Source organism: Massilia atriviolacea, assembly GCF_003953935.1.
GTDB lineage: Bacteria > Pseudomonadota > Gammaproteobacteria > Burkholderiales > Burkholderiaceae_D > Telluria_A > Telluria_A atriviolacea.
The window spans coordinates 599,722-623,890 of the sequence record NZ_RXLQ01000002.1 but is presented as its reverse complement, the minus strand read 5'-3'; the positions used below and the strand labels follow the sequence as shown (position 1 = coordinate 623,890).

General features: G+C 69.1%; 20 protein-coding genes. 2 read left to right on the top strand and 18 right to left on the bottom strand.

The window, feature by feature from the left end:
• Nucleotides 1-170: 170 nt before the first annotated feature.
• Together EJB06_RS05240 and EJB06_RS05235 are read left to right on the top strand one after the other, a co-directional pair.
• Nucleotides 171-1,157 (top strand): TonB family protein, encoded by a 987-nt coding sequence (locus EJB06_RS05240; protein WP_164557819.1) that lies wholly within the window; start codon nucleotides 171-173, stop codon nucleotides 1,155-1,157.
• 128 nt (nucleotides 1,158-1,285) lie between these two features.
• Nucleotides 1,286-1,639: an iron chaperone gene (locus EJB06_RS05235; protein ID WP_307720437.1), complete on the top strand. Its 354-nt coding sequence runs from the start codon at nucleotides 1,286-1,288 to the stop codon at nucleotides 1,637-1,639.
• On the opposite strand, the gene EJB06_RS05230 is transcribed toward EJB06_RS05235, so the two are convergent.
• The 18 genes from EJB06_RS05230 to tssH all read right to left on the bottom strand — a co-directional run bounded on the left by EJB06_RS05230 (nucleotide 1,636) and on the right by tssH (nucleotide 24,169).
• Nucleotides 1,636-2,568, bottom strand: a complete 933-nt coding sequence (locus tag EJB06_RS05230; protein WP_164557818.1) for a LysR family transcriptional regulator — start codon at nucleotides 2,566-2,568, stop codon at nucleotides 1,636-1,638. The two genes, EJB06_RS05235 and EJB06_RS05230, sit on opposite strands and share 4 nt — an antisense overlap.
• A 66-nt stretch (nucleotides 2,569-2,634) precedes the next feature.
• A complete protein-coding gene (locus tag EJB06_RS05225) occupies nucleotides 2,635-3,807 on the bottom strand; it encodes a hypothetical protein (RefSeq protein WP_126072925.1) in 1,173 nt (390 codons plus the stop codon).
• Between the two features lie 28 nt (nucleotides 3,808-3,835).
• Nucleotides 3,836-5,011: a hypothetical protein gene (locus EJB06_RS05220; RefSeq protein WP_126072924.1), complete on the bottom strand. Its 1,176-nt coding sequence runs from the start codon at nucleotides 5,009-5,011 to the stop codon at nucleotides 3,836-3,838.
• Nucleotides 5,012-5,072: 61 nt separating this feature from the next.
• Nucleotides 5,073-5,957: a hypothetical protein gene (locus EJB06_RS05215; RefSeq protein ID WP_126072923.1), complete on the bottom strand. Its 885-nt coding sequence runs from the start codon at nucleotides 5,955-5,957 to the stop codon at nucleotides 5,073-5,075.
• 193 nt (nucleotides 5,958-6,150) lie between these two features.
• On the bottom strand, nucleotides 6,151-7,266 hold the full coding sequence (tssA, locus tag EJB06_RS05210; RefSeq protein ID WP_126072922.1) for a type VI secretion system protein TssA: 1,116 nt from the start codon (nucleotides 7,264-7,266) through the stop codon (nucleotides 6,151-6,153).
• Nucleotides 7,267-7,309: 43 nt separating this feature from the next.
• Nucleotides 7,310-7,993 carry a formyltransferase family protein gene (locus EJB06_RS05205; RefSeq protein WP_229426937.1) on the bottom strand — a complete coding sequence of 228 codons (684 nt, stop codon included), beginning with the start codon at nucleotides 7,991-7,993 and terminating at the stop codon, nucleotides 7,310-7,312.
• Nucleotides 7,994-8,008: 15 nt separating this feature from the next.
• A complete protein-coding gene (locus EJB06_RS05200; protein ID WP_126072921.1) occupies nucleotides 8,009-12,064 on the bottom strand; it encodes a type VI secretion system protein in 4,056 nt (1,351 codons plus the stop codon).
• Nucleotides 12,058-12,882, bottom strand: coding sequence for a DotU family type IV/VI secretion system protein (locus EJB06_RS05195; protein ID WP_126072920.1), 825 nt, complete (start codon nucleotides 12,880-12,882; stop codon nucleotides 12,058-12,060). Before EJB06_RS05195 ends, EJB06_RS05200 begins: the two co-directional genes overlap by 7 nt.
• 3 nt (nucleotides 12,883-12,885) lie before the next feature.
• Complete coding sequence (gene tssK / locus EJB06_RS05190) at nucleotides 12,886-14,211, bottom strand: type VI secretion system baseplate subunit TssK (RefSeq protein WP_126072919.1); 1,326 nt, start codon at nucleotides 14,209-14,211, stop codon at nucleotides 12,886-12,888.
• Between the two features lie 16 nt (nucleotides 14,212-14,227).
• Nucleotides 14,228-14,746 (bottom strand): hypothetical protein, encoded by a 519-nt coding sequence (locus EJB06_RS05185; RefSeq protein ID WP_126072918.1) that lies wholly within the window; start codon nucleotides 14,744-14,746, stop codon nucleotides 14,228-14,230.
• Between the two features lie 9 nt (nucleotides 14,747-14,755).
• Nucleotides 14,756-16,183 (bottom strand): cation:dicarboxylate symporter family transporter, encoded by a 1,428-nt coding sequence (locus EJB06_RS05180; RefSeq protein WP_126072917.1) that lies wholly within the window; start codon nucleotides 16,181-16,183, stop codon nucleotides 14,756-14,758.
• A gap of 7 nt (nucleotides 16,184-16,190) precedes the next feature.
• Complete coding sequence (locus EJB06_RS05175) at nucleotides 16,191-17,486, bottom strand: dicarboxylate/amino acid:cation symporter (protein ID WP_229426936.1); 1,296 nt, start codon at nucleotides 17,484-17,486, stop codon at nucleotides 16,191-16,193.
• A 5-nt stretch (nucleotides 17,487-17,491) separates the two neighbouring features.
• On the bottom strand, nucleotides 17,492-18,346 hold the full coding sequence (locus tag EJB06_RS05170; protein ID WP_126072916.1) for a substrate-binding periplasmic protein: 855 nt from the start codon (nucleotides 18,344-18,346) through the stop codon (nucleotides 17,492-17,494).
• Nucleotides 18,343-18,528 carry a hypothetical protein gene (locus EJB06_RS05165; protein WP_126072915.1) on the bottom strand — a complete coding sequence of 62 codons (186 nt, stop codon included), beginning with the start codon at nucleotides 18,526-18,528 and terminating at the stop codon, nucleotides 18,343-18,345. The genes EJB06_RS05170 and EJB06_RS05165 overlap by 4 nt, the downstream gene beginning before the upstream one ends.
• A 21-nt stretch (nucleotides 18,529-18,549) precedes the next feature.
• Nucleotides 18,550-18,936, bottom strand: coding sequence for a DUF4280 domain-containing protein (locus EJB06_RS05160; RefSeq protein WP_126072914.1), 387 nt, complete (start codon nucleotides 18,934-18,936; stop codon nucleotides 18,550-18,552).
• A complete protein-coding gene (locus tag EJB06_RS05155) occupies nucleotides 18,936-19,622 on the bottom strand; it encodes a toxin-antitoxin system YwqK family antitoxin (RefSeq protein WP_126072913.1) in 687 nt (228 codons plus the stop codon). Before EJB06_RS05155 ends, EJB06_RS05160 begins: the two co-directional genes overlap by 1 nt.
• Nucleotides 19,623-21,611, bottom strand: coding sequence for a type VI secretion system Vgr family protein (locus EJB06_RS05150; RefSeq protein ID WP_126072912.1), 1,989 nt, complete (start codon nucleotides 21,609-21,611; stop codon nucleotides 19,623-19,625).
• A complete protein-coding gene (gene tssH / locus EJB06_RS05145) occupies nucleotides 21,608-24,169 on the bottom strand; it encodes a type VI secretion system ATPase TssH (protein ID WP_126072911.1) in 2,562 nt (853 codons plus the stop codon). The genes EJB06_RS05150 and tssH overlap by 4 nt, the downstream gene beginning before the upstream one ends.

Here is a 24,169-nt window from a genome sequence, read left to right as displayed (position 1 = left end):
GACGTGTAGAATGGAAACATTGCAACTTTTAACAGATCCCGATGCGCCGCGCCGCCCCTGTCCTCTCCTTGCGCCAGTTTGGCGCCACGCTTGCCATCGTGGCAACGATCGCCACGCCCGCGCTTGCCGAGCAAGCAGCGGGCACGCTCCCGCCCGTTGCGGAGACAAGCATGGCGCGCCTGAATTTGCCCGCCTGCGCCAAGCCGGTCTATCCCAAGCAATCCCTGCGCGAAGAGCAGCAAGGCACGGTTACGCTGGCGTTCCTCATCGGCACCGATGGCGCGGTAAAAGATTCCAAAATCGTCACATCGAGCGGTTTCCCCTTGCTCGACCAGGCCGCCCAGGACGGCATCGGGCGCTGCAAGTTCCTGCCCACCCGTATCAACGGCAAGGCGGAAGAAGCCTGGATGAAGATGCAATACGTCTGGACCTTGGGCGACCCCACCCCGGCCCAGGCAGCTGCCACGCTGGCGCATGCCCGGCTCAACGCCGAACGCGGCAAGCCGGAATCGCAGTATCAACTGGGCACGATCCTCATGAACACGTCCAACCCCGCCCACAACCAGGCCGAAGCCATGGACTGGCTGCGCAAGGCGGCGGACCAGGGCTATGCGCGCGCGCAATTGATGCTGGGCGCGATCATGCAAGCAGGCCGCGCCGGCAAACCGGATGCGGAACAAGCCATGGCCTGGTACCGCAAGGCCGCCGAACAGGGCATGCCGGAAGCTCAGCATGCGCTGGCGCTGGCGCTGCTGGTCGGCGACCGTCCGGAAGACACGTCAACGGCGGTCGACTGGCTGCATCGCGCGGCAACGCAAGGCTACGCCCGCAGCCAGGCGGTGTACGGCGCGCTGCTGACCGACCAGAGTGCTCCGGAATCGGTCGCGCAGGGAATCGACCTGCTCCGCAAGGCGGCAGCCCAGGGCGACGCCTACGGCCAGCTTGAGCTTGCGCGCAACTACGGCGCCGGACGCGGCATGGAGCGCAACGATGCCGAGGCGGCCGTCTGGTATGAAAGAGCTGCACTCGGCGGCAACAAGCAGGCGCAGCGCACGCTGGCCGAGCTCTACCAACGCGGCCAGGGCGTCGCTGCCGACGCGGCCAAGGCCGCCCGCTGGCAGAAAGCCGCCGACGCGCCACCCGCGCGCCCGCGCTGACGCAGAGCGCGCCCGGCCTTGCTGGCGCTGGCAGCGCAGGCGATGCACGCGCTTTTCGAAAGACACGGCCGCGAAGCGGCTTCATCCAGGGAGGCAGCATGACAGTGTTTTCGGCGTATCTGGCGCGGATGGAAGTGCCATCGCAACAGGCGCGCGCACAGGCGGTGCTCGACTGGGTCGCAACGACATACCCGGCGCTGGAGCGGCGAATCGCCTGGAACCAGCCCATGTTCACCGACCACGGCACCTTCATCATCGCGTTCAGCACGGCAAAAAACCATTTGGCTGTCGCGCCGGAGGCGGCCGCCATCGCCCGGTTTTCCAGCCAGATCGCCGAGGCGGGCTACCAGCACACCAAACTGTTGATCCGCATTCCCTGGAACGCCGAGGTCGACTTTTCCCTGCTCGGACAGCTGATCGACTTCAACATCGCCGACAAAGCCGATTGCGCGACGTTCTGGCGCAAGGCTGGCAAAGCCTAGCTGCGCCCCAGCGCCGCACGCAGTTGCGCGAGCTTGTCCAGCACCGCGCCGCGTGTTTCCTGCGCCCGCGCGACCACCTGCACCTCGATCGACAGCAGGCGTGACACGGCCGGCGGCAGCGCGCGGTAGGCCACGCCGATGCGCGATGTCGCCCGCATCGATTGCGGGCACAGCGCCACGCCCTCGCCCGCCGCCACGGCGGCCAGCAGCAAGGTGAAGTCCTTCGGCTCGGGCCGGCGCGGCGGCGCGTAGCCGAGGCGCCTGAAACCGCGTTCGCATTTATCGTAGAACGCCGGATTGTCGGCGCGTGCAAACCAGAACAGCGGCAGCTCGCCGAGCGCGGCCAGGTCGACCTCCTCGCCGGCCGCGGCCGGATGGTGCGCCGGCAGCGCCACGATCATCGCTTCATGAGCGAGCGGCTCGAGCGCCAGGTCGGCGCCCGGGGCGGCGATATCGCCCACGATCGCCAGGTCGAGCTCGCCGGCGCGCACGCGCTCGACCAGTTGCCGCGACCAGGCCCGTTCCAGCGCCCGTCCGCCGGTCCACGCCGGATCGGTCACCAGCGCGTGCAGGGACGGCATCAGCGACGGATTGATCACGCTGGTCAGGCCGATGCGCAAGGGAGCGGCAGCGGCTTTTCCATCGTGAAAGCGCGCCTTGGCCGTAGCGACCGCCGCATCGAGGGCGAGCAGGATGGCCTGGGCCTCCTGCCTGAACGCTTCGCCGGCCTCGGTCAGGCTGACCCGCTGCGTGTCGCGCTCGATCAGGCGCACCCGCAGCATCTCTTCCAGGCTCCTGATCTGGCGCGACAGCGGCGGCTGCGACATGTGCATCAGCTCGGCGGCGCGGCGGAAGTTGAGCTCCTGCGCCACCGCCAGGAAGCATTGCAGGGTCCTGGTGCTGGGCAGGTGCCTGGACAGCAAGAGCATGAGGGGTTCTCCAAAACCGGATGCGCGCAGGGTGCGGCACCAGGCTGGCATTATCCCACTCTCACCTCATCGATTGCCAGCCGCATTGCTGCCGAGGGCGGCAAACTCGGTGCTGTCGTCGAAGGTGGTCGCCTGCAGCGACATGACCTTGTCGAACACGCGCGCCGCCCGGTCCACCGGGGCCAGGACATTCCACGGCGGAAAGGCCGGGTTTTCCGCGCCCACCGTGGCCGGCGAATAGTTGCTGGTGTCGATCTGCGCCGCCAGATTGCCCGTGTGTTGCTTGAGCAAGGTATCGATGTCCTGGTCGAGCTGGGTGAAATAGCCGATCACGTCGCCCACCACGTTCAGTTGCAAACCCTGGGTGGCGCCGAGGGAACTGAGCATGGTGCCGATGTTCAGCAGCGTCACCAGGATCACCTCGTCCTGGCCGATCTGGGTGCCCAGCGTGCGGATATCGAGCAGGTCCTGCAGGGTCTTGTCGTTGAGCTCGATCACCTTGACCAGCCCCTTCACATAGGCCACGCCCATCTGCACGCCGGCCGAGACCACGCCGCCCACGTTTTCCTCGGCTGCGGCGCCGGCCAGGGTCACGCCCTGCTCGATCTCGGTGCCGGCGGTGTCGATGAAGGTGTCCAGCACCGCCGCATTGTTTTCGGCGATATTGTCCTGCAGGCTGGCAACCTTGGCTTGCAGGGAGCCGATCACGGTGGACACGGTGCCGACCTCGGCCAGGACGCGGTCGAAGTCCTTGTTGAAGGCGGCCAGCGCCGCTCCCAGCGCGCTTTCATAGTCCGATACCGATGTGGCGGCGCCCTTGACGCCGGCCAGGATTTCTTCCAGCAAGCCCTTGAAGCGGGTCAGCTCGTTCAGGACGCCGGCCTCGTCCTTGTTGTAGGCGCAGGCGATCAGGGTCCCGTACTCCTGGTCCATGTGGCGCGCGAAGCGGCTGAAAGCGAGCACCGTGTCCTGCACCAGGTCCTTGACCGCGCTCGACGAGAGCAGCGCATTGCCGACTTCCCATTGCGTGGCGATGTTGGTGGCGCTGTCGAAGTGCGTGTCGATCATGCTCATGATCAGGGTCAGCTGCTCCTGGCTGAGCGTGGCGTTGGCCGGCGGCAGCGCCGGTTTGGCCATTTCCAGCAGGACGTTGGCGGTCTGGGTGTTTTGTCCGTAAGCGGTCACCTGGACCACGTGGGCGACCAGCGGGTCCGGCAGATCGAAGATGTTGACGGTCATGTTCTCTCTCCTGTAGGCGTGGGCGGGTTCAGGATGCGCTCTGCACGTCGACCACCTTGCTCATCTGCGACTGCGAGACGACCTGGGTGGGAACCGGCGTCAACAGCGTGTTGCACAGGGCTTGCAGGGTGTCGTAGTCGGACTTGACGTAGGCGGCGTCGCTCGACAGGTCGTCGGCGGTGGCGCCGCTGGTCACGTCGCTGATGAAGCTGTCGATGTCCTGGGCGGCCGCGCTGAAGTCGTCCGCCATCGACACCAGCTCCGTCGAGATCGCTTCCGCCGCATTCACCCCCGTGCTCAGGCTGGAAACGGCATTCTTGATCGCATACAGGGGATGCAGGATGGCCTGTTCATCCTCGGTCAGCGCCAGGTTCTGCATGTCGGTATTCTTCTGCACGACGTCGGCCGCTTTCTTGCCCACCATCTCGATCTCGCCGAAGGCGGTCAGGCCGGCGGCGACCCAGCCGATCGGATTCCAGAAATTGGTGATCGCGATCAGGCCGCCGACCACGCCCACCGACACTTCGCCGAAAGTCAGCCAGTTGATGTCTTTCTGGAGCGAGGCGATATCGTCGTTGAGCGAATTGACCTGGTCGGTCAATTGCTGGGCGGCCTGCGCTTCGGTGAGCGTGGACAGGTTCAGCACCTTGCCGTCGGCCGGCGGAATGGCGGTCTGCAGCGCCTGGAAGTCGGAGTTCAGCTTGGCTTCCCAGGCCTGCAGCGCCTTGACCGCGCTGTCGTTGTTGGTCTGGGCGGTCTGCACGCTCGATTCCAGGCGCGTGGCGTTCTGCGCCATCCGCTGCAGCTGCGCGGCCAGGTCGACCCGGTCGAGCGGCGCGCCGCCGCTGTACGCGACGATGGCCTGGGTGATCTGGCCGATCGTGATCTCGCTGTGGCGCGTGTAGGTGGCGGCGGCCGTGATCACGTCGGTGATCGCGTTGATCTGTGTCACCAGCCCGCTGGCGGTCGCCTGCGCGCCCTTGAAATCGTTACCCAGTTGCGTGATCGCCGTGTTGGCGGCGTTCGTCACGCTGGCGGACACCTGGTCGTTGGCGGGCAGCTGGGGCGGCACGCCGACCGAGGTGATGTAATTGACGAAGGCCTGCATGATCTGCTGGTAGGCGCCGAGGCTGCCGATGGTCTGCTGCAAGGTCCCGGTGCCGAGCTTGGCGGCGAGTGCGGATGTGTTGGTAGGTGTCACCATATTGAACGTCTCCTGTTATCAAGAACCATCGTGGAATGATCGTGGGTGAAACATGTTCCGCTTACAGCACCTTGGCCAGCGTGGCCGCCACCGCTTGCCAGTCCGAGATGGCATACGCCAGATCGGCCTGCACCTCGGCCGGGGTGGTATCGGCCAGCACCGCCTGCAGGTCCTGCTGCAGCGCCCCGATGCCGTCCGCCATGCTGCGCCATGTGACCTGCAGCGAGGTCGACACCGAGGCGATGTCGCCAAGCCGGCCGACCATCTGCGACAGGCCGTCGATGGCGTTGTTGTTGAGCATCAGCACGTATTCGGCCTGCTGGATCTGGCCAGAAGTCTGCTCCAGTTGCTGCCTGAGGTTGCCGAAGGCCATCTGGAAGGCCTGGCCGATCTGGTCGCAGCAATTCCCGCTGGTCATATCGTGCATCTGCTGCTTCAGCGCTTGCGCCTTCTGCGCCAGGCAGGCGTCCTGCTGTTCCAGCTGTTGCTTGCAGGTGTTCAGTGCCGCCGAGGCGTTGTTGGCCGTGCTTTGAAAGTTGCTCAGGATTTGGCTGGCGTTGAGCGCCGCCGCCTGGATCGCGCTGGCCGCGATTTCCAGCATGTTGAAGTGACCGCTGAGCACAAGCGTCAGCGGCTGCCCCGATTGCCCCTGCGCCTGGGCTGCGGTCTGGTTCAGTGCGGCGATGAAGGCGCTCATGCGCTGGGCGAGCAGGTCGAGGTCTTGCCCGGCCGTCTGTCCCATGTTCAACAGCGGAACGACGAACTGCGCCAGGAGCGGCGCCAGCTGCTGCTGGACCGGCCCGGGCGCGCCCCGGACGGTGGCAACTGTCTGGCTCAGCATGGTTTCGGCATTGTTCATCGACTGCAGGTTATCGGCCAGCCTGGTGGTCTGCACGCTCACCCCGGGGGGCGCCGACAGCGCGCTGCGAATCTGGTCAACGCTCATGACAATCCTCTTTACATGTGTGCGGCATCGATGTCTCCAGTTGCGTCATGGAATTGGTCGCCCAGCCAACCGGGCACGCGCTGCAGGCCGGCCGGGGTCAAGCTTATGGTAGACCCCGCCAGCCCTCTGACACAAGTAACAACGTTGTAACGCGCGCATGAAAAAACGACAGTCTGTTGCCTCTGCGAATGCTTTAAAGTTTGATGCCGAGCACGTTCACCAGCCGGTTCAGATCGCCCTCTTCGCGCAGGATTTCGGCGATCACCTCCGGCAAGGGCATGCGCCCCCAGTTGAGCGCGCGCCGCAGCAGGAACGGGGTCGGGCTGTGCGGCTCCAGCACGCTCAGGTAGTCGGCCAGCGCCTCCAGCGTGGCGTAGGCCTCGGCCCGGTTGCGCCAGTTGGCCCCGGCGACCGGCGCTGGCGTGGACGCAGGCGCAGCGGCCTGCGGCGCCGGGACACTTGCTTGCGCCACTGCCTGCTCGTACTCCATCGGGCCATCCTCCTGTTCGGGTTGGAATTGCAGCAGCACGCGCTGGGCCGCTTCCAGCACGCCGCGCAACGTCGCCAGCCTGGGCGCCTGCGGTCCCAGCCGCTCGTCGAGAAAGGCGACCAGCGCGTGCAGGTAATCGAGGCTGTGGAACACCGCCGCGTCGGTCACCGCCACGGCGGCCGGCATGCGGCGCGCATCCGCGATCACGTCCGCGCGCGCGGGCGGCGCCGCGTCGCCGTTCTGCTTGCCGGCCTTCCCGGCGTCTTCCGGCGCGGCCATGTCCTGGGCCGTCATGCGCTCCCAATCGGCCAAGGTCACCGGCGCGCGCGTGTCGCCGTCCTGCACCAGCAGCGCCGCGTGCACGCGCAGGGTGGCGCTCAGCGAGGCGTTGAGCCACTCCAGCGGCGCCAGGCGCGCGTCGCAGTCGCCGTCGTCCTCGATCAGCGGATGCAGCGCCGGCCAGTAGCTGCGCACCAGCGTGTCGAGCAGGCGCACGCCGTGGAACAGGCCCACATAGCCGTGCTGGCGCGTCCACGCTTCGAGCAGCCACACGGCGATCTGCAGATCCTTCGAGCGCGTGCCCAGCGTCGTCGTGCACAGGGCTTCGATGCGGCTCCAGTCGGCGCGCTTGAGCGGACGCTCCCACTGGCCCATCGGCAGGCTCGGGTCGTCCTCCTCGCGCAGCAGGCGGATGTCGGTGAACACGGGGTCGTGGCGCGCCACAGGGCCGCACGGCGCCTCGTCCGCCAGGGGCGCCAGCAGCGCATCGAGCACCTGCTGGTCGGCAGCACTGGCCAGAAAATCGGGTATCGCATTCATGGATGGCTCGTTTCGGTGGTTGGTCAAGGCTGCGCGCAGCTTGCTAAGCAGTTTCATGGGGTCTCGCTGGCGCGCCGATCAGGGTGCCGAGTTGCTGGACCAGGAACTTGGCCGCCAGCGGCGAGGTGGATTTATGCAGGTCGACCACCGAGGCCGTGGGCGGAAAATAGATCTTTTCCGACAGCGCCACCAGCGCCCCGGTGTCGAAGCCGTCGTCGACCTGGTGCAGCGCGATGACGGCATGGTCGAGCCCATCGTCGAGCAGCGCCTGGAAGGGATTCGGTCCGGCGTAGCCCGACGGCCAGCCATCGTCCACGCACGGGTGCAGATTGTAGAAGCCCAGGCGCGGATAACCGTGCAGGCGGGCGTCGATGCGCTGGCCGAAGGTGGCCGCGATGCACAGGTCGGGGCGCCAGTCGTTCTCGTACAGCTGGTAGAAGTGCTCGCACTTGACGCGCCCCTTGTACGCCGGCAGGCCGTGCGCGGCGGCCAGTTCTTCGACCATCGATTCCTCGCCGGCGCAGTGCGGATAGGCCCACACGCGCCGCTCGCGGCTGACGAAACCGCCGCCGACGTCGTCGGTCGCCACGCCCACCACCTGCACGCGCGCGCCGAACGGTCCCTTGAGCAGTTCGCTCAACACGTGGAAACCCCGGTAAAAGCTGCCGAACACCGCGACCCGCACCGGTTCCGCGCGGCCGCAATGGCTTGTATCCATCTGCGCCATGATCCACCCTCCTTATTATTGCGCCAGTTGACCGAGCGGCGGCGGCCGCAGCGGATCGTCGGCCGCCATCACCGCGTCCTGCCACGGCGGCGCCTGGGCCGGAAACACCGATGGCCAGGCCAGCGGCGTGCGTTTGCCGGGCGCGCTGACCGACAGGCGCAAAAATACCCGCGCGCGCGACACCATGGCGGCCTGTGCCCCCGTCCCCTGCACCGGAAACTCGAAACGCAGCAGCGGCGCGCGGCCGTCGCCCGCCGCCTCGCTGTCGCGGTAGGCCCCGATGAAGCTGAACAGCGCCCACGGATCGTCGAAACGCACGCTGACGGTGCGCTCGGCCACCCGCATGTTCGAGTGCCCCGGTTCGGCGCGCGGCACGCCCGGGCCGTCGCGCGCCATGCGCAGCGTGAGCAGCACCGGCATGCCCGGCTCCCAGCGCAGCGCGCGCGCCGGCTCGCCCAGTCGCACGCTGCCGGCGCCGATCGCCAGGCTCCAGTCGATGATCTTGTTGGCCTCGGCCTCGGCGCCCGGATTGGCGCGGAACTGCGCCGTCACGTCCAGTCCGCCGGCCTGCCCCGCTTCGGCCGGATACAGCGGCGCCAGCACCTCGCGCACCAGGCGCAGTTGCTGGTCGGCGCGGCGCACGGCGGGACTGGCGGCCGGCCGCGCCGGATCGCGTTCGGCCAGCACGCTGGCGGCGCGCGCGCGGTCGTACAGCTTCATGGCGGCGCCGACATCGTCGTGGTCGGCCGCCGGTGTGGCGCCCTCGGCGCCGGCGGCGGGCGCGAACGGCGTGCGCTGGCCCAGGTCGCGGTTATACGCTTCGGCAAAGCGCTCCCACTCGGTGCGGTACTGATACGCCGTCAGGTCGCGGCAGCGCGCCATCAGGCCGCTCTGGAGCTTGTGCAGGCGCTCGGCGAACAGGTCGGCGCCGCGCCGCTGCGCCAGGCGTTCGCCCAGCTTGTCGGCGCAGTTGGCGATCTCGATCTCGGCGCTGCCCTGGATGAACTGCTCGACCGCGATCAGCGAACTGGCCGGGCTTTTCAGGCGGTAGCGCCGCAGGTCGGCCTGGATCGCCTGCCAGCGCGCCACGACCGGATGCTGGCTGGCCACGCCATTGAGCTGCGCCAGCACGCCTTCGGACTGGCGCGCCGCGACGTCGATGAATTCGAGCTGCTGCGCCAGGTAGCCGCCCAGGGCGGCGCCATCGCCCGCGGCAAAGGCGTCGAGCAGCGCGCCCTTTTCGCCCTTCCAGCCCTGGAAATTGCGCTCGCGCGGCACGAACACGTCGGCCGCGTTGAACACCTCGTCGAGCCGCTGCAGGCGGCTCAGGGCGTCGCGCGTGAGCACCGCATCGAGTTCGGCGCCGAGCTGGCGCGCCCCCAGTTCGTCCAGCCAGGTGCGCAGTCGCAGCACGCTGGCGCGTTCGGCGTCGGCGGCGGCGCTGGGCAAGGTGGCCGCCGACACGGTCAGTGCCTGCGCCAGCGCGGCGTGCACGCGCGCGACCAGGGCCTGGTCGACCAGCGCGCTGGCGGCCTGCTGCAAGCCCGCCGGCAGGCGCGCGTGCGCGCCGCCCTGGAAGGCCTTGCGCGCATCGGCCAGGGAGATCGCGCGTTCGAGCTGGGTCTTGTCCCAGCTGACGCTGGACCCGGGCGCCACCTCGGCCAGGCGCGCCGGCGCGTCGGCCAGCATATAGGGCTGCGCCAGCAGGTCGGCCACGGCGTCGCGCAGCGCCTTGCGCTCGGGCGTAAAGGTCCAGCCGGCGCTGGCCTCGTCCCAGACCACGCCGGCCTGGCCGAAGGCCGGCACGGCGTCGCCCCAGTCCCTGGAAAAACGCTCGAAGCCCTGCACCGCCATGCGCCGGGTGTCGTCGGCGGCGAGCGTTCCCAGCAGGGTATTGGCGCCGATCCGCCCCAGCATGGCCTGGTGCACCGCGCCCAGGTCGGCGCCGCTGCGGTGCATCCAGGCGCCCTTGCCGGGCGCCAGGTGCTTGTGCTGTTCGTCGAGCGCCGCGCGCAGCGCCTGCCACGGGCGCAGTTGCGCGGCCAGTCCGGCGCCATGCCCGGCGGGGTCGAACAGGGCCGCGCTGCTGGCGCCGACCGCCCGTTCCGCGCGCAGCAGGGCATTTTCGTCGTACAAGCCCTGGTACATCGACTGGGCGCCCTGGCGCAGCGCGCAGCGCGCGGCCTGCTGCATCGGCTCGACCGCCAGCGGCGGCATGCCCTGCGCCACCTGGCGGAACAGGGCCGCCGTGCGGGCCGGCTTGCCGTTCAGCTCCGCCCCCAGCAGCACGCGCACCGCCAGCGCCAGGTCCTCCCCGGCCGCCGGCGCCACTTCCGGACCGGCCAGGCGCTGCATGGCGCCGACCGCGTCTTCCAGTTCGTCGAGGCGCGCCAGATAGCGCAGCATCGCCAGGTAGCGCGGCATGTCTTCCAGGTCGAGCGCGTTGGCGGCCTGCCCCGCCTCGTTCCAGCGCGCCGGCAAGGTGCATTGGGCGCCGGCGATCAGGCTGCCCGTGGCCGGGTCGAGCGGCACGCCGGTCAGCTGGCCCAGTTGCGCGTAGGCGGCCTGGCGCAGCGGCGCGAACGCGTGCTCGGCGAAGCCCTGTTCCAGGCGTTCCTGCATCTGCTCGTGCAGGTTGGAGAAGACCTGCCACGATCCGGGCATGAAGACCGAGCGAAAGCGTTCGGCGCCGAGCTGCTCGATATTGAGCAGGGCCGCGACCGCGCGCTGGCTGCGCTGGCGCGCATCGGCGCCGCCGGCGCGCAGCTCGCCGTTGAGCGCCTTCAGGTCGCCCAGCACCTGCTCGCCCAGGTAGTGCAACTGGAAGGTGGCGACCACCACGCCCACGGCCCACAGGCCCGGCGCGAGCAGCAGCGGCCAGTAGGCCAGCCGCTGGCGCGCGGTGTGCCTGACGCGCTTGGACGCCGACTGCACCAGTCCCGCCTCGGGGAAGATCTTGCGCTCGAAAACATCGCGCAAGAACACCGGCATGCCTTCGCGCTGGCCTTCGCCGGCCGCAGCTTCCTCCCCGGGGTCGGGCGGACCGTCGCCGTCGGCCAGCAGGGCCGAGGTGGCGCTGGCGTCGCCGGTCAGGTAGATCCCGCGCAGCAGGAAGGGCTCGTGGTAGGCGCTCGGGCGCATCAGTTCTTCGCAGAAGACGGTCAGGCCGGCGCGCAGGCGCTCGACTTCCCTGGGCAGCAGGAAGTAGGCGCTGCTGTCGGCGCCGGCCGGCTCCAGCGCGCACAGTTCAGCGCAACCGTCGGCCACCGCGCCGACCACCTGGTCCATCGCGGTGTCGATCCATTGCACCTGGAACGGCGCCACCAGTTCGTAGGGCGAGGCCCAGCCCAGGATCGAGCGGCGCAGCGCTTCCGGCAAGGCGGCGCCGAAGCTGGCAAAGCCGGGAAGCAGCTCGCAGCCGGTCAGCATCACGTGCACCGGAAAGCGCAGGGCCAGCCGGTTCTGCGCCAGCCACAGGCGCCGGCTGATCGACTTGGCGCGCGCCACCAGCTCCAGCTGGCCCTGCGCCTCACCGTTGAGCAACAGCGCGCAGGGAATCGCCAGCACGATGCCGTCGAACGGGCGCTGCGGACGGTAGCGCGCGCACAGGCCGAGGAAGTCGTTCCAGATGCCGTCCTGGGCGGCGCTGTCGGGGTCGGGCGACCCGAGGCTGGCGGCCTGCAGCTGCACCACCACGCCCTCGTCGAAGAAGTTCCAGTTCATCCCCAGCGCCGCCGCGCTCTGGCTGCTGTCGGCGCTGAGCGCGCTGTGCAGGCCGGACTGGAGCAGCGGCACGTCGGCGCCGCCTTCGTTGAGCAGCAGGGTCCACGACAGGTCGTAGCGCTTGGCGCTGGGCGCGAGGTTCGCTTCGATCAGTTCGACCGCGCCATGGAACGACTGGCGCAGCGATTCCGAGCCGAGCAGGCGCAGCGCGCCGGCGCTGCCGGCCGCCCCGGGCGGCGCCGCGCCGCGCAGGGCCGCGCTCATCACCATGGCCAGCAGGACCAGGACCAGCACCGTCACCAGCAGGAGCGTGGCGATGGCGATATTGTCGGATAAGAAGTTCAGCATGGGGTGGCTCCTTGCGTCTTGCAGGCCGAATCCGGCGTGCCGGGTTGGACGGTCAATTCGGCCAGGGCCGCGCGCACCGGCCACGACTGCCACAGCCACAGGATTTCGGACATCGCCAGCACCAGCAGCAGTGCCGCCAGCATGCTGCCGCCGCCCCGCACCAGGGTCGAGACGCGCCGCGCCGCGCTGTACGACAGCGTGCTGGCGTAGGGCTGGTCGGTGAGCACGGCGTCGCGCGCGCGCAGGCCCGGTTCGCGCTGGTACACGAAGCGAAACAGTTCGCCGCGGTAGGCGGCGATCCTGGCCTGCTCGTCCTGGCCCCGGTGGCGGCCCTGGAATCCGAGCGAGAGCAGGTGCAGGTACAGCCGCGCCACGCCGCGCCTGGCCGGTTCGCGCTCGCGCAGCAGCTGGTCCAGGTCGGCGAAGACCTGCTGGCCGGCCTGGCCCGAACGGAACAGGGTCGCTTCGACCAGCACGTGGCGCCACCAGGTGCGTCCGGCCCAATCGGTATGCAGCAGCACTTCGTCGGCCAGCGCCGCCTTCAGGAAGCGCGCCTGCATGTCGGTGTCGACGCCGGCCTTGCCGCCCTGGCGCGCCGCTTCCAGGGTCTGTTCCTCGATCAGCTGGCACAGCGCGCGGCTGATCTTCTCGGCACCGGCCTGGCCCTCGGTCGCGGGCAGGCTGGCCCCCTGCGCCACCTCCTGGCGCAGGCGCGCCACGAAGCGCCGGAACTGGACCGAGGCCAGGTCGTTGCCGTCGCCGCCGGCGCCCGGGACGACGCCGGCGGCGGGACGTGGGAGTGTCTTGGAGAGGTTCATGGATCAGCCTTTGATAAACAGGACGATTTCCTGCGGACGCAGGGCTTGCACGTGTTCGTGGATGTTGCTGATTAATAGGTCCTGGTCGGCCACGATCGATTGCGGCGAGACCTCGATGGCATACAGGGTGCAGCCCGGGCTGCCGCGCAAGCCCAGTTCGGGCGCGGCGTCGATCTTGCTGCGCTCGGCGCCCAGGGTGCGGCAATCGTTGAGCCAGACCGACACCGTGCGCGAGCCGATCGCCGCCCCCGCCATCCACGGCGCCGGATCGCCGTCGCCGTTGCCGCGCAGGCCCACCACCAGGCGCGCGCCCAGCCACTCGGCGCGCATCGGCAGGGCAAACACCTGGCCGTCGAAATTGAAGGTGATGCTTTTCCACTCCTGGCTCACCTCCCCGACCAGCGCTTCGAGGTCGCGCAGCACGGCGTCGAAGGCGCCCTGGCTGTTCGCATGCGCATACGGCGGCGGCGCCATCGGCACCGCGCCGGGACGCAGCGCGGCCAGGGGGCCGAGCTGCGCGCACAGCGCCAGGTACAGCGCCTGCGGCTGCACCACCTCCAGCTGCAGCACGGCGTCGAGCACGGGCAGGTTCAGGGTCAGGCTCGACAGGCGCGCCTTTTGCTCCAGCATGGCCAGGCGGTCTTCCACCCGCGACGAGCCGGACGCCGTCTGGCGCCCGAGGAACACGGCCTTGTTGCGCATCAGGGCGGCCAGCCCCTGGGCGCGCTGGCGGATCGGCGCCGTCGCCGGCACCGCCAGCTGCGCCGGCCAGAAGGCGGTGCGGCGCACGATCTCGTTTTCCTTGCGCAGGCTCATCAAATGCAGATGGGTGTACGCGGCGCCCGGCGCCGGACCGGCCATCAGCACCAGGTTGGGCGCCATGCGCGGCACCTCGTCGGGCAGCGCCTCGGACACTTCATCCTCGACCAGGCTGCCCTGGATGCCGCGAAACATGGCCGGCTGGCCCGCCAGGCGCAGCGAGCGCGCGCAGCCTGTCGCCAGGTACACCGGCAGGTCGTGCTGTTCCATCGCGGCGCCGTGCGGCGCCAGGTCCAGTTCCAGGGTGGCGCCCTGGGCCTGGCCGGCGTCGTACCAGACCGCCATGCCGTTCGGCAGAATCGCCTCGACCAGGCTGACGCGCAGCACGCCGCAGGTCAGCGCCGCCTCGTCGATCAGCAGCCGGCGCACGCCCCAGGCGCAGGGCTGGCCGGCCAGCGCCTGCCAGCCCACCAGCGCATCGACGCGGCAGCTCTCCTGCTGGAATTGCTGCGGGGTCAGGAGCATGCCCTCGTGCCAGCGGATACGGTCGAATAAGAGTGCTTCAGCCATGACGGTTCTTCCTCGGTTAGCGGGCGGCGCCCGGCTTGATATCGCTGGCAACGAAGCCTTGCGCGTTCAGTTGCAGCACGTAGCCCCGGCTGGTGAGCAGCAGGCGCTCGCGGTGTTCGCCCGGATTGGCGTAATTGGCGTACGCCAGCGCCGCCCACACGCGCTCCCTGGCGAAGCGCCGCTCGTCGAGCTGGATCACCTGGCCCGGCGTGATCTCGACGGCCAGCACCGTGAACGCTTCGGGAAAGGTGCGCTGCAACTCGGTGCGGGCGGCAAAATATTTGGCGGCCGACATCGCGGCCAGGCTGTCGAGCACCGCCTTGTCCTTGACCAGCACCACATCCACCGCCAGCGCGCTGTTGGTATTGGCGTCGTCGGCGGCGGCGATCGCCAGGGTGGTCCAGTCGGGCTTGACGGGGCGCGGGTCCATGCCCACCAGCGCACGGGCGCCGGCCACCGCGCCGCAGCCGCCCAGCAGGCCGGCGGCCAGCAGGGGCAGCAGAACGCGCGGCAGGACGAGAATCGGATTGTTCATGGCATCCTCTTAAAAAGTGGTCAGTAAAATCTTGCGCAGCCCGACACCCAGGCCGGCGCAAAAGACGGACAGCAAGGCGCCCGCCGCCAGCAGCATGCCGAGCAGGGCCTGGCGCCGGGGCAGGACGAGAACCAGCGGCACCAGCGGCGCCAGCGGCGCGACCGTGGCCGCCTGCGCCGGCCTGGCCTTCTGCGGATCGAGCAGGTCGCTGCCGGCGGCGACCAGCACGGCGGCGGCCAGGTAGGACACCAGGTTGCGCGCCCCCTCGCACAGCGCGTCGACCATCAGCAGGACGGGCAGCATGGCGTCCAGCGGCAGGCCGAGCGACTGCTGCAGCACGCCGGCCCACAGCACCACCTTCGCACCGGGCACGCCGGTCGATCCCAGCGCCACCGCGCACGACAACAGGCCGATCGCCAGGATCTCCAGCGCGCCCGGCGCCCGTCCATACACATTGGCGATGAACACCGCCAGCACCGCGAAAAACAGGGCCTCGCCGGTCCGGACGAACACCGGGCAGACGGAAGCGAGCAGCTCCACGACGGCGCGGCTGAAACCGAGGCGCACGCTGAGCGCTTCGATAAACTCCGGCAGCGCCGCCGCCCCCACCGGCGCCAGCAGGCACACCGTCACCGGCTCGCGCAGCGCGGTCAGCACCTGCCAGGGATGGGCCTTGGCGCGCCACGCCAGCAGCGCCACCGCCGCCGCACCGGCCAGCAGCACGGCGCCGAACCAGGTGCCTAAAAAGCTGGCCAGCAGCGCCACCGGTTCGGCCCCGGCGGCGCTGCCGGCGGCGGCCGCCAGTACAAAAGCGATTAATGGCAGGCCGGTATTGAGCACGCCGATGGCCAGCTCCATGGCGCGCTTGACCGCATCGAGGATGGCATTCAGATGGTCGGCCTGTTCGCGCTGCTGCACCGCCACGGCGGCGCCGAACAGCAACACGCCGATCAGCACGAAAGGCGCCGCGCCGAAGGCCATGACCGCGTACAGGTTGTGCGGCACCAGCGCGGATGCTTCCGGCGCCGCGAGCGCCACGGCGGGTGCGGCGCCCAGGCTCACTTCCGGCGCGCCGTCGCGCAATGCCAGGCGGCCCAGCGCGGCCTGCTGCGCCGTGTCCATGCCGGCGCCGGCGGCGCTGACGCTGGCGAGCAGCGCGCCACCCAGCGCGCACGCCAGCATGACGGCCAGCGCGAGCACCGCCAGCGCCGCCATGCGGCGCCATTGCCAGCCCGCCGAAGCCATGCACTGCAGCCCGAAATACACGGCCAGCACCAGGAACGGCAGCGCCACCGCCTGGATCAGCGACAGGTAGATGCCCGACAGGGCGCCGAACAGCGCACCGCACTGCGGCCACAGCATGCCGGCCCACGCCCCCAGCAGCACGGCGCCGAGCAGCACGACCGGATGGCGGAAGACTTCCCTGAGCAGCTTCATGGCACCCTCACAGCTTGACCGGGCGCGCGCAGATCAGCGACACGGCGGCGCAGTTGACGATCACGGTCACCGCCGTGCGCGCCATGGCGCACACCGGGTCGACCGCCACGAACAGCACGAACGCGGCTTCGAAAGGCAACGCCAGGTGCGCGCACACGACGCCCATCAGCGACACCGTCACCACCCCGGCCATGCCCGACGATGCAAACCCGGTAACGGCGGCCATCCCCACCAGCAGCGCCAGGTCGGCCCCCGACAGCGGGCGCCCGTACAGCGCGGCGATGAACATGGTGCCGCAGACGAAGTACGCCACCGGCCCGGCGCGCAGCAGCGCCACGCTGAGCGGCACCAGCAGCTCGACCCTGGCGCGCGCAAAACCGAGCCGCCCGACCAGGGCCGCCACCATGGCCGGCATGCAGGCGGCGCTGTTATTGGTCGCCACGCCCAGCGCAAACGGCTCGCGCATGGCCGTCATGACCGCACCGACACCGACCCCGGCACGCTGGCGCACCAGCATCATCGCCACAGCGATCACCAGCGCGCTGACGGCCAGGAAGCCGATCACGAAGCCGGCCATGGCGGCCAGCGGCGCGACCCCGCTGCGCGCCACCTGGCCGGCCGACATGCAGATCAGGATAAAAGGCAGCGGCAGGTTGATCCAGCCGGTCAGGGTCTGGCAGGCCTTGTACACGGTTTCCAGTGCGTTTTGCAGGCCGCCCGAAATGCGGCCCGGCACCTGCCCCACCGCAAAGCCGAACAGCAGTGCGAACACCAGGGCCTTGAGCGTTTCGCCGTTGGCCAGCGCGGCGAAGATATTCGACGGAATCAGGCTGCGCACGATTTCCTGCGCGCTGGCCGACGCCGGCGGCGGCACGCTCTTGAACAGCGCGATGGCGACGTTGCCCCGCTCCCCCGCGTCGCCCACGATCTGCCCCAGCGCGGCGCGGGTGCTGTCCGACATGCCGCCGCCGGGATGCACCAGCAGCGTGCCGATGGCCGCCAGCGCCGCGGCGGCCAGCGCCAGCAGCAGGAACACCAGCACCACGCGCTGCACGATGCGTCCGGCCCCGCCTTCGCGGTACAGCTGCTGCAGGCTCAATACCACCGCCGCCATCATGAAGGGCAGCACCACCATGGTCAGCAAGTCCACGTACACCAGGCCGACCAGCGCCAGCGGACGCGCCGCGTCGGGCGCCGCCCAGCCCAAGGTGGCCCCCAGCAGCACGCAGGCCAGCACCGTGAGAGGATTAATGGCCAGCGACTGGAAGCGTTGCAGCGCGCTGCGTTGAGGAAGGTCGGTCATGGCGTTCACTTGTTCCGGGAGAGGGTCGGATGGGTTGGATGGGTTGGCCGCGCAACGCCGCGCTCGCGCCGCGCCGCGATCACCTCGTTGACGAAGGAGAGCAAGGTGGCGTCGCGCACCCCGACCATCACGCTCAGGGCCGATTCGGCATCGCTGAAACTGACGGTGCGCAGGGTCAGGGCCAGGCGCGCGTCGCGTTCGAGTACGGCGCGCACTTCCAGTTCGTCGCGGTAGGCGGCCACCACCTCGCCGCGCTTGACCGCCTCGACCAGCGCTTCCCAGCCCGGGTAGGCCTTCAGCGTCGCCTGCGGAAAGGACAGGCGGCCGAATTCTTCCCACGAGGTGTTGCCGATCACGCCGATCTGCCCCTTGAAGTTGCGCATGACCTGGTCCAGCGTACGCTCGCCGGCAATCTGCGCAAAGCGCACCCGGTTGATCAGCATGGCGTGGCGCAGCGACATGTAGGGCGTCGAGAAATGCACGATCTGGCTGCGCTTGAGGGTGCGTCCGAGGCGGCCGATGGCCAGGTCGGCCTGGCCGTTGCCGACCATTTCGACCACGGCGTCGATGGTGGCGCCGCTGCGCTCGAAGCGCACCTTCACCCCGAGTTCGCGCCCGATGGTGCGCGCCAGGTCGACGTCGATCCCGCTTAACACGCCATCCTTCTCCGAAAAGAAGGGAGCGCTGTCGGTGCGCGGCATGGCCACCAGCAGTTCGCCGCGCCCGACGATACGGGCCACATCGGGCGCCATCAGGCGGCCATCGGCGCCCCGCACCAGGGGCGACGCCGGTGCGGGAGCGGCCATCGCGCCGCCGGCAAATAGAAACAGCGCCAGCAGCGCGGCAAAGGCGGCGTTCATGGCGCCGCCTTCGCCTGCACGGCGGCACGCACCTTGGCGGCGGCCGCATCGGCCGGCACGCCGGAACGGGCCATGCCCTGCCCGAGCTGGAAACCCAGCGCGAACAACAGCACCAGCAAGGCCACGCTGGCGAACAATCCGAGCGCCACCAGGCGCGGAGTCAGGCTTAAACGGTATTCCATGAGAGACCTCGCCAATCAGGGTTAAGGAACGGCCACGGTGGTTTGACCGGGCATGCAGATTTCGATCACGCCGCCGGCTGTGCATATCAGCTTCGAGGCGTTGTTCAGGGCTGGCATATTGCCCAGCAAGACCGTGGGCGAACCCGGTGCCCACGGCGCCGCCGTCATCGGAATGCAGGGCATCGGCACCAGCACGCCGAGCGCCGCCGCGGTGGCCGCCGCCACCAGCGGATTGGCCAGCGAGGTGCACATGCCGAACGGCGCGATGTTGACGATCGGCTTGTTGTCCATGATGTTGGCGTCCGGGACGGCCGTCATCACCTGGCTGGCCGGCAGCACCAGCAGGGTGCCGGGTGCGAGCCCGAACGAGCATTTGAGCATCGCGCCGTTGCATACGAGTTGTCCCATCAGTCGCCCCTTAACAGTTGTTTGATCCGGTCGAACAGGGCCGGCGCCGCCGCTACGTTGTCGATGCGCGCCCCCTGTGCGTCGAAGCGCGCCGGTGGCCCGAGCGGCACGCCGTCCCGGTACATGGTCTCTTCCATCAGCGCGCCGTCGGGCCAGTAACGCCGCACCGCGCCGTGCAGCAGGTTGGCGCGGTAGGTACAGCGCTGCACCACCTGGCCGTCGGCGTCGAAGTCGACCGACTCGCCGTCGAGCAGGCCGGCGCGGTACACGGCGCTGCGCACCTGGCGACCCTGGTGGAAGAACGCCGCAGGTCCGTCCGGCTGGCCCGCCAGCAGTTCCATCTGCGCGGTCAGCTGGCCCGCTTCATCGTAGGCCAGCGACGGTCCGCTGGCGACACCGTCGGCCATGGTCTGGGCCGAGATGCGGCGCCCATGCACGAAGGTCTCGACCAGGCCGTGCGCCAGGCCGTGGCGGTAGGCGCTGCGCTGCACCAGCACGCCGTCGGCGCCGTACAGCGCCATCGGGCCATGCAGCTTGCCGGCCTCGAAATGGGCGGCCATGGACGGCAGGCCGCCAGGACCGAACTGCTGCAAGGGGCCATGCAGCACGCCGCCGGCCATGGCGGTGCGCAGCAGCAGCGCGCCATCGGGGCCGTGTTCTTCGATTGTCGTGAGGGGCGCGGTCATCTAGTTCACCTTGGCCATCGCGCCCTTGAGCGTGAGCATGGCGCCCGCTTCCACGGTCTGGGTGGCGTCGGCCTTGCTGTTGATGATCGGCGCCTTGCTGTCGATCTGCAGGCCGGCCTGGTGCAGCAGCGCCTTGCCGGCCTTGCCGGTCAGGTCGGTCCCGGCTTCATACAGCAGTTCGGTGCCCGCCTTGTTGGTCAATGCGCTGCCCGCCTTGGCCGAGAAGGTGCTGCCGGATTCCAGCGCCACCGCATCGTCCGACACCATCTTGATGGCGCCCTTGACCGTGATGGTCAGGCTGCCGTCGATGGTCAGCGCATAGTCGCCCTTGACGGTGTGGGTGAACGCGGCCTCGTTGGCATGCGTCTCGGCGCCGGTCACCGCCAGGTCGCGCGTGCCGGCCACCTTGTGCAGCTCCTTGCCCTTTTTGAGTTCGACGGTGCGGTCGCCCTCTTCGAGGGTGTGCAGCTCGGCGCCTTTTTTAAGCGTGGTGGTGAGCGCATTCTCGATCTCGACCATCATGTCCTTTTGCGCGTGCAGGTACAGGTGTTCGGCATCCTTCTTGTCCTCGAAGCGCAGCTCGTTGCCGGCGCTGCCCTGCTTGGACGAGAGCGTGCGCAGGATCGACTGGGTCTGGTTGGCCGGCAGCGTGGCCGGGGTGACGTTGTTGCCGTTGTAGACGCTGCCCGTCACCAGCGGCCGGTCGGGATCTCCGTTCAGATAGGTGATCACGACCTCGTGGCCCACGCGCGGCAGGAAGAGTGCGCCGACGCCCTTGCCCGCCACCGACTGCGCCACGCGAATCCACGGCGCGCGCGTGTCGTCGCTGGCGTCGCGGTCCCAGGGAAAGCGCACCTTGACGCGGCCATGCTGGTCAGTCCAGATTTCTTCGCCAGCCGGGCCCACCACCAGCGCCGTTTCGCAGCCGACCGCGCGCGGGCGCGCCATCTGCACCGGCGGGCGAAACGGCACGCCGGCCGGAAACGCCTCGAAGGAATTGGTGTACAAGTCGCCGCGCACGGTATGGTGCACGCGGCGCAGCACGAAGGCGCCGTTCAGGGCTGCGACAAAATGCTCCGACAAGGTAAAGCGCGTGCCCGCCGTGAAGGGGTAGCAGTAGCTGTCGCCGCGCAGGACCGCGGCGTTGGCCTGGCTGGCCTCCACCCGCAGCTGGGCGATGGCGCGCGCGGCGTCGACGCTGGCGTGGCCGGTGGCGTATTCGTAAGTGGCGCCGCTGCCGGCGGATGCCGCAAAGCTGCCTTCAAGCGCGGTGTCGGGCGTGACGAAATCGTAATCGTTGACGGTGGCCTTCTTGATCGCGATCCGGTATTCGTAGGCGAAGCGCGCCACGGTGTCGACCGGATTGAGCATGCCGGTGGCGGGCCAGAAGCGCACCTTGGCCGCGCCGGGGCAGTCGGCAAAATGGTCCGGCGCGTCGGCCAGGACCATCGTGTGGCCGGCGCTGGCGAAGGTGAAGAAGTAGAAGATTCCGGCCTGCTCCATCAGGCGCGAGATGAAGTCGAACGCGGTTTCGTCGTACTGCACGCAGTAGTCGCGCTTGGCGTAGGTGCCGCTCAACTTGGCGTCGAACACGATGGCAAAACTCCCCAGGACCTGCTTGATCACTTCGTCCACGCTCATGTTCGGATAGATCTTGCGGTCGCGCGAGAGCGTCAACAGCCACAGGGCCGGCACCAGTTCGGCCTCGTAGATGGCGAAATCGCGATCCTGGCCGCTCTGGATGAAGCGCGCCACCATGCCGCTGACATGGCGCGTGGCCGCGCCGGGAAGGGCGACGGCAACGGTCATGTCCGTGCCGACCACGCTTGCCGCGTCCAGGCTGGTGCTGGCCGAACGCATATGGAGGCTGAACTTGAACAGCTCGGACAGGCCTTCGCTGCCCTCCATGCTGTCGAGCAGGAGATCGTCGGCGCCCAGCATGGACGTGAGGCGCATCAGGCCGGGCGGCTGGATGAAATTCTCTCTCATGCCTGCCCCCGTGGCTGGGAATCGCGAAATCGGTAGGCGAACTGCTGCCCGTTCGAGACCGTCATGTGGACCGCTGAAAAAGCCGATGCGGTGGCGATGCGTTCCAGGACCTGGCCGGACAACTGCGGCAGCACGCTCTGGGTGAGGATCAGATCGATATTGCGCGCGCCGCTGTCGGCCTGCGTGCAGCGCGCGGTAATCGCCGCCGTGACCGCGTCGTCCCAACTGAAGCGGGCTTGGTGGTTGGCGGCGAAGCGCTCGGCCAGGCGCGCCAGTTTCATGTCGGCGATGACGCCGAGCGCCGCGTCGTCGAGCGGATAGTAAGGCACCAGCACCACCCGGCCGAGGAAGGCTGGGCTGAACCGGCTTAGCAGCGCTGGCCGCAATAGCGCGACCAGGGCGTCGGGAGTGGGCATGCGGGCGTGGCGGCAGGCGTCGGCGATCACCTCCTGGGCCGCGTTCGACGTCAGCAGGATCAGGGTATGCTTGAAATCGATGCTGACGCCCTCGCCGTCTTCCATGCTGCCCTTGTCGAACACCTGGAAGAACAGCTCCAGCACGTCCGGGTGGGCCTTTTCCATCTCGTCGAGCAGCAGCACGCAATAGGGCCGCCGCCGCACCGCCTCGGTCAGTACCCCTCCCTTGCCGTAGCCGACATAGCCGGGTGGCGCGCCCTTGAGGCCTGAAACCGAATGCGCTTCCTGGAATTCCGACATATTAATGACGATCATATTGCGCTCGCCGCCGTACAGCATGTCGGCCAGGGCGCAGGCGGTTTCGGTCTTGCCCACGCCGCTGGGACCGACCAGCATGAATACGCCGACCGGCTTGGCCGGGTCGTCCAGTCCCGCGCGGAAGGTGCGCACGCGGCGGGCGATGGCGTCGAGCGCCTGGTCCTGGCCCACCACGCGCTCGCACAGGCGCTCGTGCAAGTGCAGCACCGTGTGGACCTCGTCGGCCAGCATTTTGCCGACCGGGATACCGGTCCAGCCGGAGATGACGCCGGCCACCATGGCCGAATCGACGCAGAGCGGCACCAGCGTCTCGTCGTCGCGGATCGCTTCCAGGCCTTTTTGCAGGCGCTGGAGCTGGGCGGCCATGTCGCTTGCGTCGTCGCCCGTGTGCGTCGCGATGCGGCGGCGCAGAAGCAGGATCTCGTCGACCGCGCTGCGTTCGTCGGCCAGCTTGGCCTGCAGGCCGGCGTGACGCGCGGTGAGCCGTGCCAGCGCGCCGGCCTGGCGCTCGATGCCCCCGCCATCGCCTTCGCCGCGCCCGCGCTGCTGGCGCAGCAGCTCCAGCGCTTCCGTCGCCAGCACGATCTCGTGTTCGATCGCTTCGAGCTGCGGCGGCATGCCTGCCAGGCCGATGGCCACGCGCGCGCAGGCGGTATCGAGCACGCTGACGGCTTTGTCGGGCAGCTGGCGCCCGGCGATGTGACGCTGCGACAGGCGCACCGCGTCGCGTACCGCCTCGTCGAGGATTTCCACCTGGTGGTGGCGTTCCAGCGTGGGGACCATGGCGCGCAGCATGCCGATGGCCGCTTCCGGCGTGGGTTCTTCCACCTTGACCACCTGGAAGCGGCGCGCCAGGGCCGGATCGCGCTCGACGTGCTTTTTGTATTCCAGCCAGGTGGTGGCCGCGATGGTGCGCAGTTCGCCGCGCGCCAGGGCCGGTTTGAGCAGGTTGGCGGCATCGCCCTGCCCTTCGCTGCCGCCCGCGCCGATCAGCTGGTGGGCTTCGTCGATAAACAGGATCACCGGTGTGGCGGCGGCGCGCACGTCGGCGATGACAGCCTTGAGGCGCTGTTCGAATTCGCCGCGCATGCCGGCGCCGGCCTGCAGCAAGGCCAGGTCGAGTGCGCAGATGCGCACGTCGGCCAGCACCGCCGGCACCTTGCCTTCGGCGATGCGCAGGGCGAAGCCTTCCACCACGGCGGTCTTGCCCACGCCCGCTTCGCCGGTGAGGATGGGGTTGTTCTGGCGACGGCGCAGCAGGATGTCGATGATCTGGCGGATTTCGGCATTGCGTCCGCGTACCGGGTCGATGCGGCCGGCGCGCGCCTCGACGGTCAGGTCGACGGTGTACAGGTCGAGTGCATGGGCGATGCTGGCATCTTCTTCGAAGTCGGCCAGGAGGCCCGGCATGCTGGCCTGGAGGCGGTCGGGCGTGATCGCCAGCAGTGCCGGGGCGGATTGGGCCAGCGTTGGGTGCTCGACGATCGCCAGCAGGAGCGCCCCGGAGCGGATTTTTCCGGCGCGCGGCCAGGCGTCGCGCAGCAGGCCGACGATACTTTGCGACAGCGCAGGCGTGGCACCGTTGCCGCGTTTGAATGCATCCAGGCGGGCCTGGGCCTGGGCGCGTACCAGCGTCGCATCGACGCCGAAGTGGGCCAGCAGCAGGGTCAGGTCGGGTGCGCCGGTATCGAGCAAGGCGACCACCAGGTGCTCTACCTCGACGTTGAAATGCGCGTGGCGCGCGCACAGTTCGGCCGCGCCGTCCATGGCGCGCTTGCAGGACGGATTGAGGCGCGCCAGCAGCATGCGAAGGTCGATGTCCAT